Origin of the sequence: Pseudoalteromonas sp. MMG013, assembly GCF_018100885.1 — a bacterium.
Lineage (GTDB): Bacteria > Pseudomonadota > Gammaproteobacteria > Enterobacterales > Alteromonadaceae > Pseudoalteromonas > Pseudoalteromonas aurantia.
Genome location: NZ_JAGJEE010000019.1, coordinates 51,298 through 70,830, shown reverse-complemented (window position 1 = coordinate 70,830; position 19,533 = coordinate 51,298). Strand labels below are relative to the sequence as shown.

19 protein-coding genes are annotated in these 19,533 nt (G+C 41.9%); 10 read left to right on the top strand and 9 right to left on the bottom strand.

Annotated features, from left to right (window positions below; genetic code table 11):
* The first annotated feature begins 34 nt into the window (after positions 1 to 34).
* The 5 genes from J8L98_RS16505 (at position 35) to J8L98_RS16485 (ending at position 4,943) form a co-directional block, all read left to right on the top strand.
* Positions 35 to 1,078 (top strand): type III polyketide synthase, encoded by a 1,044-nt coding sequence (locus tag J8L98_RS16505; protein ID WP_192508125.1) that lies wholly within the window; start codon positions 35 to 37, stop codon positions 1,076 to 1,078.
* Positions 1,079 to 1,267: 189 nt separating this feature from the next.
* Complete coding sequence (locus tag J8L98_RS16500; RefSeq protein ID WP_192508126.1) at positions 1,268 to 1,972, top strand: spondin domain-containing protein; 705 nt, start codon at positions 1,268 to 1,270, stop codon at positions 1,970 to 1,972.
* Positions 1,973 to 1,982: 10 nt separating this feature from the next.
* A complete protein-coding gene (locus tag J8L98_RS16495; protein ID WP_192508127.1) occupies positions 1,983 to 2,699 on the top strand; it encodes a spondin domain-containing protein in 717 nt (238 codons plus the stop codon).
* A 39-nt stretch (positions 2,700 to 2,738) separates the two neighbouring features.
* Complete coding sequence (locus tag J8L98_RS16490) at positions 2,739 to 3,461, top strand: response regulator transcription factor (RefSeq protein WP_210997330.1); 723 nt, start codon at positions 2,739 to 2,741, stop codon at positions 3,459 to 3,461.
* A gap of 3 nt (positions 3,462 to 3,464) precedes the next feature.
* Positions 3,465 to 4,943, top strand: a complete 1,479-nt coding sequence (locus J8L98_RS16485; protein WP_192508129.1) for a HAMP domain-containing sensor histidine kinase — start codon at positions 3,465 to 3,467, stop codon at positions 4,941 to 4,943.
* A 263-nt stretch (positions 4,944 to 5,206) separates the two neighbouring features.
* Here J8L98_RS16485 and J8L98_RS16480 read toward each other — a convergent pair whose 3' ends face one another.
* From J8L98_RS16480 to J8L98_RS16460, 5 genes are all read right to left on the bottom strand, one after another.
* On the bottom strand, positions 5,207 to 5,899 hold the full coding sequence (locus J8L98_RS16480) for a response regulator (protein WP_192508130.1): 693 nt from the start codon (positions 5,897 to 5,899) through the stop codon (positions 5,207 to 5,209).
* Between the two features lie 17 nt (positions 5,900 to 5,916).
* A complete protein-coding gene (locus tag J8L98_RS16475) occupies positions 5,917 to 7,446 on the bottom strand; it encodes an ATP-binding protein (RefSeq protein WP_210997329.1) in 1,530 nt (509 codons plus the stop codon).
* An 11-nt stretch (positions 7,447 to 7,457) separates the two neighbouring features.
* Positions 7,458 to 8,975, bottom strand: coding sequence for a cytochrome c peroxidase (locus tag J8L98_RS16470; protein WP_210997328.1), 1,518 nt, complete (start codon positions 8,973 to 8,975; stop codon positions 7,458 to 7,460).
* A gap of 126 nt (positions 8,976 to 9,101) precedes the next feature.
* Positions 9,102 to 9,953 (bottom strand): SDR family NAD(P)-dependent oxidoreductase, encoded by an 852-nt coding sequence (locus J8L98_RS16465; RefSeq protein ID WP_210997327.1) that lies wholly within the window; start codon positions 9,951 to 9,953, stop codon positions 9,102 to 9,104.
* 94 nt (positions 9,954 to 10,047) lie between these two features.
* Positions 10,048 to 10,188 (bottom strand): hypothetical protein, encoded by a 141-nt coding sequence (locus J8L98_RS16460; RefSeq protein WP_210997326.1) that lies wholly within the window; start codon positions 10,186 to 10,188, stop codon positions 10,048 to 10,050.
* 99 nt (positions 10,189 to 10,287) lie between these two features.
* Between J8L98_RS16460 and J8L98_RS16455 the strand changes: the two genes are divergently transcribed.
* A complete protein-coding gene (locus J8L98_RS16455; RefSeq protein WP_210997325.1) occupies positions 10,288 to 11,175 on the top strand; it encodes a LysR substrate-binding domain-containing protein in 888 nt (295 codons plus the stop codon).
* A gap of 88 nt (positions 11,176 to 11,263) precedes the next feature.
* Complete coding sequence (locus tag J8L98_RS16450) at positions 11,264 to 11,713, top strand: hypothetical protein (protein WP_210997324.1); 450 nt, start codon at positions 11,264 to 11,266, stop codon at positions 11,711 to 11,713.
* A gap of 52 nt (positions 11,714 to 11,765) precedes the next feature.
* Here J8L98_RS16450 and J8L98_RS16445 read toward each other — a convergent pair whose 3' ends face one another.
* Positions 11,766 to 11,990, bottom strand: coding sequence for a hypothetical protein (locus tag J8L98_RS16445; RefSeq protein WP_192508601.1), 225 nt, complete (start codon positions 11,988 to 11,990; stop codon positions 11,766 to 11,768).
* A gap of 118 nt (positions 11,991 to 12,108) precedes the next feature.
* Here J8L98_RS16445 and J8L98_RS16440 point away from each other — a divergent pair, with 118 nt between their 5' ends.
* Both J8L98_RS16440 and J8L98_RS16435 read left to right on the top strand, forming a co-directional pair.
* Positions 12,109 to 12,801, top strand: a complete 693-nt coding sequence (locus J8L98_RS16440) for a hypothetical protein (protein WP_210997323.1) — start codon at positions 12,109 to 12,111, stop codon at positions 12,799 to 12,801.
* Positions 12,802 to 12,883: 82 nt separating this feature from the next.
* Complete coding sequence (locus J8L98_RS16435) at positions 12,884 to 14,896, top strand: ATP-binding protein (protein WP_210997322.1); 2,013 nt, start codon at positions 12,884 to 12,886, stop codon at positions 14,894 to 14,896.
* Between the two features lie 6 nt (positions 14,897 to 14,902).
* Here the strand turns inward: J8L98_RS16435 and J8L98_RS16430 are convergent, their stop codons facing one another.
* The 3 genes from J8L98_RS16430 to J8L98_RS16420 all read right to left on the bottom strand — a co-directional run bounded on the left by J8L98_RS16430 (position 14,903) and on the right by J8L98_RS16420 (position 17,165).
* Positions 14,903 to 15,622, bottom strand: a complete 720-nt coding sequence (locus tag J8L98_RS16430; protein WP_210997321.1) for a Sir2 family NAD-dependent protein deacetylase — start codon at positions 15,620 to 15,622, stop codon at positions 14,903 to 14,905.
* Positions 15,623 to 15,650: 28 nt separating this feature from the next.
* Positions 15,651 to 16,103 (bottom strand): proteasome subunit alpha, encoded by a 453-nt coding sequence (locus tag J8L98_RS16425; RefSeq protein ID WP_210997320.1) that lies wholly within the window; start codon positions 16,101 to 16,103, stop codon positions 15,651 to 15,653.
* Between the two features lie 168 nt (positions 16,104 to 16,271).
* Positions 16,272 to 17,165, bottom strand: coding sequence for a DMT family transporter (locus J8L98_RS16420; RefSeq protein WP_192508140.1), 894 nt, complete (start codon positions 17,163 to 17,165; stop codon positions 16,272 to 16,274).
* Between the two features lie 450 nt (positions 17,166 to 17,615).
* Between J8L98_RS16420 and J8L98_RS16415 the strand changes: the two genes are divergently transcribed.
* A complete protein-coding gene (locus J8L98_RS16415) occupies positions 17,616 to 19,241 on the top strand; it encodes a methyl-accepting chemotaxis protein (protein WP_210997319.1) in 1,626 nt (541 codons plus the stop codon).
* Positions 19,242 to 19,533: the final 292 nt, after the last annotated feature.

The window sequence follows — 19,533 nt, the reverse complement described above, 5'->3', positions numbered from 1 at the left end:
CTTACCTCTCCCCTATTTGATTAAGGAAAACACCATGCCAACACTTGCTCGACCTGCAATATTACACCCAGAAAACATTGTCACAAATAGCGATATGTTATCGTTTTTAGATGAATTGCATCAAGATGCACCGCATAAGCATCAAGCGTTCAAAATGATTGAAAACTCCGCAATTCAAAAACGACATATGATACTGCCGCTAGAGCAAATTTTGTCTCTACAAGATTTTGGTGAACGTGGCGCTATTTACCAAAAAGTTGCCCGTACTATGGCGTATGATGCGGCCTCTAAAGCACTGCAACAAGCGCTACTTAAGCCCAAGGACGTAACCATGGTTATCGTTACCTCCTGTACTGGGTTTATGATGCCTTCGCTCACAGCTTGTTTAATCAATGATTTAGGTTTGCCAGCCAATACCATACAACTCCCAATAGCACAGCTAGGCTGTGTAGCGGGCGCATCTGCTGTTAATCGCGCGGCAGAGCACTGCAAAGCCTCTAAACGCAATAACGTGCTTATTGTGTCATTAGAAACATCATCATTGTGTTTTCATCGCAGTGCCAATCGGTTACAAGACTTTATCACCGACTCGCTTTTTGGCGATGGTGTGGCAAGCGTGGTTATGCGTGCTGACAATGACTGCAATGGCTTTCATATTACCCATACGCAGAGCCACTTTATGCCTGACACCGAAGCGTATATTCAATACACGTTAACTGACTCTGGTTTCAAATTCTCCCTCGATAAAGACGTCATGTACTCAATCTCCAAGGCAGCGCCACATATTGAAACTTTTATAACAGAGCATGCAAATAAACGAGCGAGCGAGCTAGACTTTTACATTTTCCATACTGGAGGTCGTCGAATTCAAGACGAAGTGACACGTTGCTTAACTCTGTCTGATGACGCACTCGATTATTCCAGAGCTTGCTTACGCGATACCGGGAATACATCCAGCGTGGCTGTTATCGATGTACTCGCTCGACAATTCTCACAACGGACTAGTATGGAGCAAGGAGTGTTAGCCGCATTTGGCCCCGGATTTACAACAGAAATGGCATTAGGCTATTGGCAATAAAGTTTTACGATCGAATCAATCGACTTAAAACCGTACTCTTGTGCGGTTTTTTCTTTTAAAAACAACAATTAAAACAAGTGTGAATAACTCGCACTAATATTGTGATAAAAACGTGATGTTTTAGTGAAACCAACGAGACATTTAACCTGCATCCTTAATCCTGTCATAACAACCAAGAAAGAGAATATCATGAAGGCTAAATTACTATCACTTGTTTGCACTAGCAGTTTATTAGCAATGTCAGCAGCCCAAGCTGCTGCTGTAGATGTGAAAATCACAAACCTGACGCAAGGCATTTACTTCACCCCCATACTAATTGGTGCCCACACCAGTGATGCACATTTATTCCAAACAGGTCAAGCCGCTTCCGAAGGCCTACAAGCCATGGCTGAAGGTGGCAGTATTGAAGCGTTATCTACAACACTTGACAGTATTAATGCCGACAAACTCGCAAACCCAGCTGGAGGGTTGCTCGCGCCAGCTAGCTCAGCAATGGGTAGCTTAACAACAGCAGAAAATAATACCACGCTGTCGATTGTCGCGATGATGCTGCCAACCAATGATGGCTTCATCGGGTTAGATGGATGGAAAATTCCAACAGAAGCTGGCACGTACCATATCTATTTGAATGCTTATGACGCTGGCACAGAAGCAAACAATGAATTAGTTGTTGAAGGCTCTGGCGCACCTGGCACACCTGGGATCCCAGCTTCTCCTGGTGTCGCACCTGGTACACAAGGCGCTGGTGTGACTGATGTAGAAGGCAACTCTATGATTCACATTCACCGAGGTAATGTAGGTGATGATGAAGCTGTTGGTGGTAAAAGTGATTTACATAACACCGTACATCGTTGGTTAAACCCTGTTGCTAAAGTGACAGTAACAGTTAAGTAAGGGGCATATTATGAATAAGTTCACCCCAATAATTTCACTTGCTTGTTTGCTATTAGCAGCCTGTGGTAGTGATAATAACACGACATCGGTTACACCTCCGGCACCGGCACCAGAGCCTGCACCAGAGCCAACTCAATATGAGTTTAAAGTAACTGCCATAAATTTAACTCATGGTCAGCCTTTATCGCCTCTTGGTGCGGCACTGCATACCAGTGGCCAATTTTGGACGATTGGCGAAATGGCCAGTGCAGAACTTGAATCTCTAGCTGAGGGAGGTGATAACTCTGGGCTACTCGGACTATCTGTCGTCAATAGCTCAGTCTCTGGCGCTGCACCTTTAGGGCCAGGTAAAACGGCTGAGTTAATGCTGACAACGACCAGCTTAACTGACCAAAAACTCTCATTAGTTACGATGATGGTGAATACAAATGATGGCTTTACCGGTCTTAATAGCATTGATGTGTCACAAATGGCTGTTGGCGACTACGCTAAAATGACCACTCGAGCTTATGACTCTGGGACAGAAGCTAATTCTGAACAAAGTGGCTCAATGCCTGGTCCTGCCGATGGTGGTGAAGGTTTTAACGCAGAACGTGATGACATTGATAAAGTGGCTATGCATCCCGGTGTTGTTGGCAATGATGACGGACTAAGCTCTTCCGTACTGACTTCTGCCCATAAATTTGACAACCCACTCATGGCCGTCACTATAACAAGAGTTAAATAACGCCTATGCGCAGAGTGTGGGCGGTAATAAGGCCACATTATGCAACAACAGGTATTGATTGTAGAAGACGACCAAGACATTGCGCGTCTTCTACAAGTTCATTTAACTGAATTATCGTTGGACGTCGACCATGTGTTTGATGGGGAAAGCGCCATGGATAAGCTGCAACAAGAAAACTACGCTATTGTATTGTTAGATATCATGCTCCCAGGAGTTGATGGATTAACACTGTGTCGGGAGATCAAAACATCGAGTCCACACATTAGCGTTGTTTTATTAACGTCAAAAAGCAGTGAAATGGATAGAATTATTGGGCTAGAAATGGGTGCTGATGATTATATTTGTAAACCATTTAGTTACCGAGAATTCCAAGCCCGAGTAAAAGCGCAGCTGCGCCATGTTCGGCTATTACAGGCAAAAGAGCAGCAAAGCACCCAACCGGAGCAAGCACGTTTGCAACTCGGTCTACTGGGTATCGATACAATTTGTCATGAAGCAAGTTTAAGTGAACAGGCACTTGATCTAACTGCAACCGAATTTGAGTTATTACACTTTTTCGCTGCTCACCCAAATCAAGTTTTTTCTCGAACACAATTGCTTGAATCGGTCTGGGGCTATCAACACTCTGGTTATGAGCATACGGTTAATTCTCATATTAACCGATTACGCAGTAAGCTCGAAAAATACGGCGGTGAAGGAGTCATTGAAACCGTCTGGGGCGTAGGCTACAAGCTTAACGCGAAGCAACTAACACAGGCATAAGTCATGAAACTGTCTTTATACCACAAGCTCGCCATGTCATTGGCTGGTATTTTCATTTTAATCGCTTCGTTGTTTATTTGGTGGACCCAAGCATTATCACAAGTATCTCGCGCTCAAGCTGAGCAACAGTTACATATGGGTTTAGCGGAGCATCTCGTTGGAGATAACCCTTTACTTCAACAAGGGGTATATGACTACAAAGCCCTTGAGAATTTATTTCATACTTTAATGATCCTCGGGCCGTCATTTGAGTTTTATTTTGTTGACCCAAGTGGCAAACTCTTAACTTATTCAGCAAAACCTGGGGAAGTTAAACGTCAACACATTGACCTTGTACCCTTAGTACAATTGATAGAACGTCCAGAACAATTACCCGTGTATGGCGATGATCCTCGCAATTTATCCGGAGAAAAAATATTTTCTGTTGCTCCTGTGTACAACGGTGAGACTCTACAAGGCTATTTATATGTCATAATTGGCTCCAAACTTTATGACTCGATTGTCAGTAACATAAAAAGTAATGACCAACTCGTTATTGGTTTAAGTTGGTTGGGTTTAGCCCTCGGGTTTTTATTAACCGCCCTGCTGTTACTCTTCAAATATTTAACGCGGCCTGTTGCAGCACTGACAGAACATATACAACAACTCGAGCATGCACAATTTGATATCACTAAAATTACGTTATTAGATTGGAATAAAGCACATAGTAACGAAGTACATCAACTTGGTGAAAGCGTCAATAACATGGTAAAAACCATTGATACACAAGTAAAGCAACTTGCTGAACTTGACGACCAACGTCGCCAATTGCTAGCGCATTTGTCACATGATTTACGTACTCCTCTTGCGTCACTACAAGGATACTTAGAAATTATTTCGCTCAAGAAACATGAACCAGAGCAGCAAAAATTACATCTTGATATCGCGCTCAAAAATTGCGAACAACTGAAATCTCTCATTGACCAAATTTTTGAACTGGCCCATTTAGAATCAGGTCACGCGAATGTGCAGTTTGAAGTATTCAACTTGGGCGAACTGTTATATGACGTGATGGCCAAGTTTGCAATTCGAGCTGAGAAAATGGGGATCTCTTTAACCATATCACCAGCTGTTTGTGATATAAAAGCCTACTCGGATATTGGGAAATTGGAACGGGTGCTCACGAACCTCATTGAAAATGCATTACGTCACACGCAAGAACATGGCGCGATAGAAATAGCGATAAATCAGCATGGAGAAAACCTCACCTTGTCAGTAAAAGATACGGGAGTCGGTATTTCCGCAAAAGAGTTACCCTATATTTTTGAGGCGCGCTACCGAGCAAGTAATGCCAAAGGGTGTAAGAAATCACACGCTGGACTCGGTTTGGCTATTACAGAACGTCTAATTCAATTACTAAAAACCGAGATCCGAGTACAAAGCAAGGTGGGTGTAGGCACTGAATTTAGTTTTCAATTAAGAGAAGCAGAGTCATATAGTTGAGCAAGTAAAACGAATGCTTGCTCATTCACCTATTTACCAAATACGAAATAGTAATCACATCACAGCTCAGTTTATACGAAGCCGTAACACTTTGCAGATGCTATAAATACTGAATACTTTTAAATTAACGACACTGTCGTTGTCCACTTTAGCTGGTATTTATGGTGTCTTGACTCCAAATAAAGCGCCCCATGGAAAATGATCATAGATATAGCTGATATTCATCACATCGCTATGTGCTGCGTAACTAACTGCGCCGAGTACTACACACCTTGTGCTTCAAATTTATAACCAGCACCATAAATTGAATGAATAAACTCATGCTCTGGCGCTATATCATGTAGTTTTTTGCGGATCTTTTTGATATGGCTATCAATGGTTCTATCACTCACTATACGATCATCATCGTAAATGTGATCCATTAGTTTATCCCGGCTATATATCCGCCCCGGATGCGCCTGCATTGACTTCAAAAGTAAGTATTCAACATGCGTTAAGCTAATACTATTTGATAAAAATGATGCAAAGAACGTGTTGTCATCCAATTTGAGTTTTTTCTCAGCATCGTGCTTTTCACCATTACTATTAAGCGCCATTCTGCGCAGTACAGCTTTAACTCGTGCGACAACTTCTCTTGGGCTATATGGTTTGCATACATAGTCGTCGGCGCCAATCTCTAAGCCCAATAAACGGTCAATCTCTTCTACTTTAGCCGTAGTCATAATTACAGGTACATTCGACTTAGCACGTATTATTTTACATATCTCTATTCCATCCACATTAGGTAGCATGATATCTAATAAAATAAGATGTGGGTCAAAGTGGTTGAATGCGTGCTCAGCGTCAGCACCATCAACAACAATATGCGTTTCATATTCCGCTTTAGTCAAATACTTACTGAGGATATCAGCAAGCTTGGGTTCATCTTCTACAATCAATATGCGTGGCTTATCCAAAAGTCGCTATCCATTTTTTAATGAGTAAACTCTATTATAATAGCGAGCCCACCCAAATCACTCAAGTCGGCTTCAATTGTGCCGTGATGGGCTTCGACAATACTGGTACAGATAGCAAGCCCCAACCCGGATCCCCCTGTTTGCCGAGTCCTTGCACTATCTACTCGATAAAGACGGTCAAATAGCATTGGTAGTTGATCACGTTCAACACTGGGGGAGCTATCTTGCCAGACGACTTGGGTTGTTTTCTCATTTTGCGTAACGTTTACCGTGAGCCGCCCTTTTACTTTTTCGGACGTATCAGTGTAACGTATGGTGTTTTGTAGGAGGTTATCAAACAATTGACTCATTCTTTGTGGATCACAATGTAACGTTAGGGCCTCATTGCACCTTATTTTCACATCAAATAAACTCAGCGACGTATTGCGCTTATCAATGCAGCGATTGAGTACACCCGCTAGCGTACAAGGCAGCATATTATATGTCAGCGCGCCCCGGTCTGATAGTGAGAGTTGATGTAAATCGTCTACCAGATTCGTGAGGCGCTCTATTTCTTCATACAAAGAGCTTAATTGGATTTCATCAGTATCAATCACCCCATCTATCATGCCTTCAAGTTCAGCACGAATAACGGCAATTGGGGTGCGTAACTCATGGGAGATATCCGCAATCCATTGCTGCCTAGCAGTTTGGTTTTTCGCCAAAGTATCAGCCAACTTATTCATATCACGCGCTAATAAACCGAGTTCATCTTGGCGGTCAAGCTGCACCTTATGCGCATAGTCCCCCCCAGCAAGGCGTCGAGCATTACGACGTAAGCGAATAATAGGCTGCACTAAATATTTACTAAATGGAATTGCCAAAATCACAGTTATTAACAATGCCAACAGTGCAATATGCATAAATTGCTGCTCTTGCTGTTTAGAAAAAATAGCATCGAATCGAGAAGTAACCACCGAGCCATTTTCAATTCCTAAGTACCCGATTAATTCTCCTTGCCCAGCAGTTTCTATATTGTCGTCCCCAAAATACATGGGGAGCCACAATGCCGCTGGGCCCATGTCGGCTTTACCTAACAATAATTGACCATCAACGCCTTTAAATAACAACCGATTGGCCCCTCCCTTGTGCGGGGGTCGACGCTCTGGTCGTTTATCGCCTTTCGGCGGTCTATGTCGAACATCTTGTTCCTCTTTTTTATATCCTCGTTCTGGTCCAGCACCTTTTTTATGCCCGCTGCCACGAGGCGGAGGTCCTTTTCCTCGATGCGGTGGTTCCGCGCTTTTTCCGTTCGCCGTTCTATATAACTTTATCACCTCCCCCATTTCAGGGGAGCGATGCTTAACCCAAGAAAATCCATTGTGTGCTTTATACGTTGTCACCATTTTAACAATGACAGGCTGCATTTTATCTCGCGCATTGCTTTGCACATACTGAGCAAAGCTTTTCTCAAAAGCGAGCTGGTTAGCAATATAAATAGCCATCACTAACGCCGAATTAGCGATCAAGATCATGAATAATAATTTGACACGTATCGTCACTTTCATTGGGTAGAACTCTATCCTTTATGGCGGTTAAGTACATTTAAGCGTAAATTGTCAGGATCAACCGTCCGTCTATTTGGGATCCACTTTTGCAAACAACGACTATCTTTTGTGCAATTGTCTGTTAATGCGTGCAAAAATGCTACTAAGTCTTTTTGTTGAGCCATATCTAATGGGGCAGCAACGAAAGGCGAGCTTTGCAATAATGTGAGCGCTAACTGGCTGTTTTCTCTTGCTTGATTATTTAATACATCACAATTTTCATTTAAGGAGAATTGCTTGAGACCACACGCCCCCCCACGCTGAAAGAATGCTTCAATCGCCTTAGCTGGATCAACATAATGCGATACAACTTGTGCTAACGTGTCATACACCCCTGCATGCCCATACGGGGCCGTTAAACCGACATTTAATAAGCTCGGTACGCGAAAAGCAAATTGATTTTGTGGTTGAGCATCAAGTAACGCTCTGCCTAAATCGGCACCATTAACATCTTTACCTATGCCATATTGTGGGAATGCCAAATTAAAGAAGCCGTCATTGCTAAAGCGCTCTCCGCTATGGCAATTCACACATCCAGCTCCACCCTCTGCGGCTTGTGTAAAGAATAGCTTTGCACCCCGTTTCTGCGCTGGATTAAGCGCTCTTTTATCCCCCTTAACATAGCGACTCCAATCACTATCCACCAGCACGAATGATGCTTGATATTGACCTAGTGCGAAATCAATACTATCAAATGTGATCAATGACTCAGCACTTTGTTCACTGTCAAATGCGAGTCGAAATGCTGCAAGCCAATCATTCGTTGCAAGGCCTCCTTCCTCTGAGCCATAATCGCCAATACGCTGAGCGATATGACTACGAATCTCTTCTGTCGTACTCGCATCGGAAAATGCAGCTCCTCGCATTTCTTGTGTTGATGTTACAGGAAAGCGAGATAACGCCTCAACAAGCGTAGACCCCGCGTTTTCATCTGCTATCCCGAACCCAGAATCTGGGGTGCTGATAAAGGTGCGTACATTACCATCTTCCTCACGCGTCACCTGTTCAACTCGGCCATCCCAAAATAAAGCTTTCTTTGCTAAACCAACATTAAAAATCGTTGGCGAATTACGAGGTATATCAATTTCATTATTAACGGCTTGTCGTCTTGGCCCTATAATGTCTGCGTCAATGGCATTGACACCTATCGATAAGCTCAACCTATCCCCACCTCCCAATTTGGGGTGATGACAAGTCGCGCATGCAACACTCTTTTCACCGCCAAGCGCTTTACTAAAAAATAGCTGCATCCCCAATTGTGGTATTGGATCACTGATGTTTGGCGCGGTATCTTGGCCCTCCACATCACCAGTTAAGCCGAATTGCGATATCAACGCACGCAACTGTGTATCTAATTGTGCTGTATTTTTTTTCGGCTCTGACTTAGTCGGTGGTTTTTTACGGTCTGACAATTGTATTGTGGCACTGGCATTACCAAAAAATAAACTCAACGCGATGATTGAGCCTGTCAAATAGGTTTGCTTGCTCATGGTGACTCCCACATATTCTCTACTTCGGAGACTCAACTGTTGCAACACAAAGTGCAAACAATGTGAAAGTACATAATTAATCGAAGTTAAATATTATTCGCTAATAAGATGGCGGTAGCACACTGATTAATCACATCGTTGGCGATATTTTTCTTTATTTTTCTTGCCAATTCGGTACAAAGTACCCCGCACTGAACGCCTGAACCGACTCGATAAATAGCCAAGTGTAGCAAGTAAGCCACTCATTTTTGGCATTGCTATTTCATATTGCTTTGACATACTTAGCCGTACAATAGCAGCTGCTACCTGTGTCGCACTACTCATAGGCTGTGAATACACAATATCTTCTACTTGATCCATCTCCTGCATGATAAAACCAGTATCAATAGGACCAGGTGAAACCACTGCCACATTTATATTATGGTCGGCAAGTTCATCATGCAATGCATAGGAAAAAGCACGCAATCCAGCCTTTGTTGCGCTATAAGTAGCCGCTCCTTGTAACGGAGTCATACCAGCCAGCGAGCCAACATTGACTATTGCGCAAGGCGCTTGATTATTCCGGTGCATATATGGCAACACTAACGCTGAAAGATATAAGGGTGCCCGTAGGTTTACATCAATCATGGCAGATATGTCTTGCGCGCGACGAGTAATAAACTCCCCCCGTACGTGAAGCCCTGCGTTGTTAACTAAAACATCAATACTCGCTTGCGAAAAAGCATCGATTGTTTGTGACACAGCCAAATCACACTCTTCCAAATTCGCCATATCGGCGACAATCAGTACAGTACGACACTGTGTATACTCACGCAGTTCTTCTTGCAATCGCTCAAGTGGGTCGAGATTACGCGCAACTAACGCTAAATTGACCCCTTGCGAATAGGTGCTGGCAAATGCATGAGCACATGCAGCGCCCACCCCTTTTGATGCCCCAGTGATCAGTATCGTTTTATTCTTAACACTGTTGATTTCCATAGTTCATTGTCCTTTTTGGGAATGAGTATGACTATAAAGCGCAAACTCATTGCAAACAACCAAACGACACCAAAGCGAACCTAGTAACATAATATTATTTTAATTTACTCATATATTCGCTTGGTAGCTTTTCAGCGATCATTTTAATCACTTTCGCAATCCAACATGTCTCTTCTTTCATTTCAGAACTAAATGAAATACCATTATTTTCAATAACCTTACTATATTTATGCATCTTACTCACCTAAGAGGCTCTGTGTTTAAAACACCAGTATGGCTAGAATACAAATAAGACGCGAACGATCATTTTTAACAGTAACTATAAGAAAAACTTATGTTTAGTGAATTAACTCATTTAACTGCGCTACGCTGCGTTGAGGCTGCCGCCCGTCATCACAGCTATAGTAAAGCTGCGTTAGAGCTCAACGTAACACAAGCGGCCATTAGCCAACAGATTCGATTACTAGAACAAAACTTTGGTTGTAAGTTATTTTTCCGAAAAGGCAAGTCTATGCAACCGACTGCACAGGGGGAAAAACTTGCGATGGCATTAAATAATGGGTTTGGCACAATTACCCATGGCATTCGTAGCATTCAAAGTGAGCCTATTCCTGGCTGTATTACGGTTACAACCACCCAGTCATTTGCTTCAATGCTACTCATGCCTAATTTGTGGAAGTTCTCAGTCGACCACCCTAACATAATTGTTAGGGTTATTGTGTCTACAGACGTAGAAGATATCAAACATGGTCATGTTGATATCGCTATTCGTTATGGGCAATCAACATACCCTGAATTAGAACAAACCACTTTATTTAGTGATGAAACGGTCGTATTATGCTCACCAAAACTGGCCCAAGAATTTGATTTTTCTAGCATTGAAAACATTAAAAAATGCTGGTTAGTCAATTATACAAAAAACGATTACTGGGCTAATTGGTTTGCCGCCGCAGGGCTCACGCATACTGACAATCATAATCAATGGCTAGAAGTCAGCAATATGGATATTGCATTAAGCGCCGTTATGGCCGGCCATGGCGCATGCTTAGGTTCAGCCCGTCAAGCTAAGCATTTTATTGACCAAGGACTGCTAGTGGCGCCGTTTGATATCCGCGCCAAACCAGAGATACGCTATACCTGCTTACATGACCCATCATCGCCTCGTATACAGCGTATCCTTATATTTAAAAATTGGTTGGTTTCATTAATACAAAATACTTAAGTGTACATAGCTTGGTTAGTTGCACACCCGTTTACATTCTGCGAGCACAATCGTATTTTTAGGCACATTTACTAAGAGGCATCAATAAATGAAGATCAAATCCCTCATATTTGCCCGCGCTCTACTGCTGTTTTGCGCATTCACAGCAACCGTTACTGCAGTTGCACATATGTCATGCATTGTGCTGGGTGAGCAATGTTATCGAGCCCAATTAGCGCCGAGCATAATTATTGACTCCGCAATACAAGGAACATACTTTGCACCATTGGCAACGCTGTTTATTTCCAGTTTATTTTTGTTATGTGCGTTGTATGCCCTCAGTGCTGCCAAACTGATCCCTCATATCCCTTTAACACGCTTTGCTATATTTACTATTGGCAGTTTATGCATCGTGCGTGGTGGGGCAACATTGCCTTTGCTACTCTTACAACCCGCATTAGCAAGTATTTTTGCGGTTATTGCAGGCATGCTCTGGTTCCTATGTGGCCTATTTTATATCTGGGGTTATAGATTAATCATATCAGAAGGTAAGTCATAACCCATAGGACGCATAAGCGAGTAACCCGCATAGTTTAGCGATAGTTTTGCTATTACTGATCACTATCTGTTTGCTTTTTTCGCTGCTCCTGCTTTGCTTTTGCAACATTTTTAAATACCGTTGGAGGTATCGGAAACAATGAAATCAATGGCATGAACGCGATAAAAAGGTATGCCCCTTTAGGCATACCTTTAGCCCATTTAACCAACCTTATGAATATATAAATAATCAGGGGGATCATAGTCACATAAACAAATAGCCAGATAAATAACGTCATATCACTTCCTTTCCCTACTAGAATTAAATATATGGGCGTTAAATTTTAGAGTTCAAGCCTTTTTCTTTATCGTGCTTTCACATAGCATAGAGCGATTATTATTAAGAGGTAATATATTGTGGAACCCTGCATATCAGCATTGATTACACTGATAAAACAGCAAGACATTGCTGCTGTGTATGAACTATATGAGAATTCAACAGAACCAGATAACATACTGCAATTGAAATTCATCTACCAAAGCGCACAACAAAACCCACAAGTTTATGGGTTTTATCAAGATTTATGTGAACAGCTAGCACAGCGTAAAACTTTGCCTACTGGTTTAATAGCCGGAATTAACGACAGCGACCGGTTTAATTTTTTTACGCCATCGCTAAAGCATAATGGCGGTTTTTCGCAAAAAAACGCCCAAGGCAATACGGTACTGCATGTATTATTTGCTAACCCAAGCAACATTCTACCGCCTTTTAATTACATCCGTTCATTGTTACTGTTTGAAAGCAATGAAGGGCTTATCCAAGCGCTACAGCAACGCAATCAACAACAACTCACTGCAATTGAGTGCTATTTTGCCTACAACCCACATTTCTCAGCGTTACCCAGGCATGAACTCTCGGCAATTTTGGCATTAATAGAAGCGCAAGCGCAGCTTATATCTCAGCAAAGCCAAGTTTTAGCCGCCATATGTAAACGACTCAAGCAGTGTAATAATGCCACAAAATTAGATAGTCAAAATCACCGAGTTTTGCTACTGGCTACGACCTACAATCTGGCTACAAAAGAAGTACTGAGTTTATTAAGCGCATAAACTTTACCAATACACAGAAATTCGCTTTTTTAACACGCTTCGTTATACTGCCAAATGTTGTTGCTTAGGAAGGCGTATGCCCATGAATAAATTAAAACTCTTGCATTCAATTACTGCGGACCACACATTACCATTTGAGCAAAAAATCCAAGAACTTTTGCAATTAGGGTGCCGCATCTTTAACTGTCAAATTGCGATTGTTAGCCAAATTCAGGCACAAACTTATTATGTTGAACATGTTCATACACCTGATAACAGCCTACCTGTCGGTGCGCAATTCCCACTGGGCGAAACATACTGCTGTCATACCTTAGCAGCCAACTCGTCTTTGGCATTTGATCATGCCAGTGACAGCCACATTGCAACTCACCCTTGCTATCTAAATTTTGGTCTCGAAAGCTATATTGGCGCCCCCTTATTAGTGCAAGGCAATCGCTATGGTACAGTAAACTTTTCATCACCCGATATTCATAAAGGTCAATTTACACAAGATGATCATGACTTTGTATGGCTATTATCACAGTGGATTGGTAATGAAATAACACGTAACCAATCGCTTTTGCTCATGAAGCAAAACCAGGAAATTCAGCATGTAATGGGTGAACTTGCCATCATTGGTGGTTGGCAAGTCAATTTGCTCAATAATACGGTGATATGGACTGATACAACTCGAGCAATCCACGAAGTATCGGATGACTTTCAACCGACTTTAGAAACTGCGATTCAATTCTATCAAGAAGAAGACCGCGATACGGTAACAAGTTTAGTCAATACCGCGATTGAAACCGGTGCACCATGGAAAGCAGAGTTCTTATTAAATACCGCCACTGGGAGTCAAGTCTGGATAGAAACACAAGGTAAAGCGGTATTCGAGAATGGCCAATGCATTCGATTATATGGTGCAATTCAGAATGTTGATGAACGGGTAAAAACCAGAATTGCCTTAACAGAACAAAAAGATCTTGCCGAAAGAATGTTACAAACTCGCAGCTTATTTCTTGCCAATGTCAGTCATGAACTCCGTACGCCAATGAACGGGATTGTTGGCATGCTACAACTGCTAGAGCAATCAACATTAGATGATACTCAAAAAAATATGGTCGATGTGGCAAACCGCAGTACACAATCTCTCACCCGCTTGTTAAATGACTTTTTAGATTTCTCTAAAATTGACGCGGGTATGCTATCGTTAGAACAAACCGAGTTTGAACTACATCATTTAATTAACGGGCTCAAATTAGCTTATCAAACTCAGTGTAATGAAAAAGGCATCGGCCTTGATTTTAACTTATCAAATTTAAAACATCAGTATCTGGTTGGTGACCCTGTTCGCGTAAAGCAAGTGCTGCAAAATTTAATTAGTAATGCGATTAAATTCACAGCACAAGGTCATATCACAGTCACATTATGTAGCGTAGAGCATGATGGAAAATGCATTATCAATGGTCAAGTCTCCGATTCAGGCATTGGCATGAGTGACACAGTACAAAGTTCGCTGTTCTCTCCTTTTTCACAAGCAGATCAAAGCACGACGCGTCAGTATGGTGGTACCGGTTTAGGGCTATCAATTGTCAAGCGCTTGTGTGAACTCATGTCTGGCAGCATCAGTGTCACCAGCGAATTTGGCATCGGCAGTGTCTTTAGCTTTACACTGGTTCTGGGAATTGGTGAAGCGCCTGACTTAACGTCTCAGCAAGCTCGAAATCAACAAGACATCCCGACTGATTTCAAAATATTAGTGGTAGAAGATAACGCTGTAAATCGCATTGTTCTCGCTCAGATTTTGAAAAAGTGGCAACTCCAGTACGATTTTGCATTTGACGGAGAACAAGCATTAGCGAGGCTTGATCAAGCATCCGACACACCTTACGACGTTATTCTTATGGATTGCCAAATGCCCAACATGGATGGATATCAAGCTACACAAGCGATACGTCAACGCTCTGGTGATGACCGACACAGTCATATTATTGCGTTAACCGCGAACGCCATGAGTGGAGAAGCTAAAAAATGCTTAGCTGCTGGCATGGATGACTACCTCGCGAAGCCAATAGACATTAAAGCGCTTCATAAAGCCATTTGCAAAGCGTTGTAACCTGGATCATTTTATATATTCTATATAGCGTTGTGCAGTCATACGATGAACCGTAACATTATGATAACGTACATGCGCGGGATCAGGGTCGACAATTTCTACCGGTATCGACTTTTCCCGTGCAATATCTAACGCCATTTGCGTAATGTTGACGCTGAACGATGTCCCTATAAAAACGATTCTATCCGCATTTAACATGCGCTCTTGGGCGACATTAATTTGATAAAGGTCAGTGTAGTATTCATCAAACAAAAGTACATACGGCTTCAAAGACTCATTTAATTGTGGGCCATTTTTACCGATTCTAAACAAAGATAATAAAGAGTCACTTAAGTGCGTTTCATCTATTTCCGCCCATGGTGCAAGAGTACGACTTACCTTATCGCCTTGAGAGTGGAATACTGTCACTTCATCAATTCTACCATGGATACTAATATAGTTTTCATTACCCGCTTTACCATCCAGTCCATCGATATTTTGTGTTATTAATTGCTTATCAGCCAACCACCGATGAACGTCATTAGGTCCGTGATTTCGATAGCACACAAAGCGATGATAATACCAAGTCAGAAACTCTAGCGGATGTTCGATATACATTGAGCGTGTGGCCATTTCTTGCGGGGTATAGTTTTTGCTGCCAATAGTCCAAAAACCTTCATCTCCCCTAAATGTGGGAATACCACTTTGAGCACTTACGCCCGCTCCGGTAATATATAATGTTGCCATAGAATCAAACCATTGATAATTAGATACTTTATGTTAGACCTTGCTCAATCGCAATACAATCATTGACGTGAAACGATTGCAACTGACCACCGGTCGATTTATCTCTCGTACACGCGTAACTCAAGGCATCTATGGCATTTCTGCCAAAATCCATTGCGGCAATAGCCCACTTAGCGCCAGATCCAATCGCCCAACTTTGCTCTAAAGGTTCAAGATATTTAAAGCCACGCCTAACTTCACCAAAAAACACCTTATTCTCTTGATCAACCATTAAAAACTCGCAGGTGATCGGCTTGAATTCCCCGGTGTACCAGCATTCTTTTAAGTGGTATATCTCCGCACAATTGCCGGTCGCAAAGACGCGCCCTTGTGCAACATCAAAAAATTTTTGCGCTCGCGCAGTCACAATACAATCATGTGTGGTCGTATAGCTATCGGTACATATAGTCTGACTTGGGTAATGAAAAGCAATTGTCGTCAAAAAGTGGCTCCATCCTAGTAAAAATTATTATCCACGCCTGAATTCTGCACATAATGATTGATTCTATACAGCACAATACGTATGAGAAGGGCATGTTTGCCCTTTCATTTACCATACCCTGCATGAATAAAGCCTGACTTATTCTCATAACCGTATGACATAACGATATTAATCAGCACACTTTGCTTTACCAACTAACCATTGATCGCCAAAAATAAACAAGGCTAAACTCAATAACACGGTCACGGCTCCCACAATCAAGGTCACTGTAATCGTTTCATTATTAAGCCATGCCCCCAAACCAACAGCAAAAGCGGGTGTGATCAAGGTGGATAATGCGACGGTGCTTGCTGAGAGTTTTTGTAACACATGGAAATAGGCCAAAAACCCCAATAAAGACCCAAATATACCCAAATATACCGTTGCCCACATCGACCGCTCGCTCCATATCTCAGGGTTAAATTCACCATCAATCAAATACCAGAAAAGCGCAAACAGCGGTGTGACAAATACCAATGCGCCAAACGTGGTTGCCATAGGGTGAATTGCTAATTTTACTCTTTTGATCATAACGCCACTTAAACTAAAGCTACACACCGCACAGAATACGTAAAGCAGCCCTTTTGGCGGTAAATTTAGTGTCTGAATTTGCGCCGCGCAAATTAAATATAAGCCAATCAAAGATAGCCCTAACGACACAAATTTAATAGCTGTAAAACGTGCTTCACCTAACAGCCGTTGAGCCAATAAACCAGAGATAATAGGCGCCATACCAAAAATGAGAGAAATCACTCCGGATGGCACTGTTTGCGCAGCCATATAGCTCATCAGCATGCCACCAAAAATACCCAGCGCTGAATACGTATATAAAGTACAAGCCCGTTTATGCCAAGGCACTCTAATATTGCTCAGTGAGACAACAAATGCCGCCAAAACCAGCGCGATGCTCATGCGAATAAAAACACTTAGCGTGGGCGGCATAGACTCACTACTCCACACTATCCCCAATGGGGTTGTTGACCAAATAAAAATAACAAACATGTATGATGCCTGAACGGGCATAATGCCATTCCTTTAAATAAGGACGATAAAAGTGGTGGGAGAAAAACTAAGATTACTAACCGCTTCTATCATCGCGGTTAGTCGAAACGTTAACCGCAGCGCATACACGACAGCGTGGCACACAGGAGTTGCCAAGGTCGATTAATCATTGCTGAGGTTAGTATATTCATTGTATCTATCTGAAAATATTAATGAACAACCTTTTTATCAAAACTGAGTAATAAGTCAACAATAAAGTGATGATTATTTTGCACTCACCTTAGCCTGCGCATGACACCATCGATACACTGATACACGCAATGAAGACACCACGGTTAAAGATTGAGCCTGTACTTTCGTATTTTTCGATGAATGCTACGACACCAACTTTTGCATTAACTGATTTTAAATTAGACAAACTTCACGATGTCATCAACACTTGATGGTGACTGATTGATGAAGTAGGTTGTTATGAATATCAGATACAAAATTACCCTTCCTGTTGTCTGTGCAATGGCACTGGTTTTAACATGCAGTATTTTTAGTATTGTTCGATTGGAACTTTTAATTCATCAATATCAAGACTTATTTCACCAAGATATTCACCGCTTAAACCACATTGCCAGCATTGAATCTACATTCAAAAGTCAGGTCCAAGCTTGGAAGAACGTGCTTATTCGCAATGAAGAAAAATATTGGCAGCGCTTTAATGAGCATCACAATGAGATTCAAAACAGCTTAACAAACACTATCCGCCAGCTTGGCGGCACAGGGAGCTCACACGCCTCCACACTAAAGAGCATACAACAACAACACGCTCAGCTCCTCTCTAAATATCAGCAAGGCCATGCCCATTTACAAACAACTAACAACCTTGTTCAAGCAGATACACTCGTCCGAGGTATAGACCGAGATTTAGCCAAATTATTACAAACAACACGCCTCAATGTACAAAGCGCCTCTGATGCACATCTTGTATCAATCAATAAACAGCAAACTTTAGTCATGACCGTGTACCCCATTATTGCCTTAATTATTTCTATCGTCGTCATCGTAGTAATGTTGCAACTGATTAAAAAAACAATTATTCGGCCTCTGCGTGGCTTGATCTCCAACACCATTTTAATCTCTGAAGGAAAATATGATTTAGCCATGGCGTATCCGTACAAAGATGAACTGGGAGATTTATCTAATGCCATCGTCGATATAAAAACACATATTGTTGAAGCGGTCTCTAACATCACCGTAGTAAAAGGTGAAGTTGAAGAAGCTTTTAGCGAAATTGATAATGTAAGCGAACAAATTTCGAAAGGCTCACATGACCAAGCACGCTGCAGTACTGATATGGAAAATACCATTGCCGGTTTAGCCGAAATTGCAGAACAATTACAACAACATAGCCAAATGGCGCTTGGTTCCACCAACACGGTTACTAATCAAGCAACTCAGTGTGCTGACATTGTAGATAATTCTGCAAATAGTATGAAAATACTGGTCTCAGAAGTAGAAAAAACCTCTGCTGTGATCCAAGACTTAGAACAGCAAGCTGGCAGTGTTAGTTCGGTATTAGACGTGATCAGTAGTATTGCAGAACAAACTAACTTACTGGCCCTCAACGCTGCTATTGAAGCAGCGAGAGCTGGGGAAGCGGGTAGAGGTTTTGCCGTGGTTGCTGATGAAGTCAGAAGCTTGGCATCAAAAACACAACAATCAACATTAAGTATTACGTCTGTGATCAACAACCTGCAAAGCGCAGCACAAAATGCAGTCAGTGCCATGCAAGAAGAAATTTCGATCACCACCAAAAATGCAGAGCAAACCTCTCGCGCGCAACAATCTTTGAGAGAAATTATTCAAGAAATGGAGCAAATGACACATCTTAATAACCAAGTCGCACACGCTGCAGAACAACAATCGAACATCACTGAATCATTACAACACACTTTACTTCAACTTCAGCAAATCTCTGAAAACTATAAACAGTTAGCACAAAGCGATAAGGTCAGTAAAACCGTTGCTAATGCCAATCATGATCTCAATATTATGGTAGAGAAATTACGAGGAAATCTCGCCCATCAAGAGGCTGAGCTATTTTAGTACGTTTATAAATTAGTCAAATATTGTTCGTTTAGTTATTACCTTGAAGAAATGGAACATTTACAGGACTAATGCACACTTTATCTATGCCGTTTACTATATCGATTTTAATGAGCTGTAACAGCGATAATGATCGCAATGTAGCTACCCCTGTGAGTCAATCAAGACATCAACTATTGTTGATCTCGAAAAAAATGCAGATAGCTATAATACACTGAATGCAACTCTTTAATCCTCGAGTCTTAACAGCACTTTCGCAAACCCTGAGAAAAAATTCATCGTATTTGCCCTC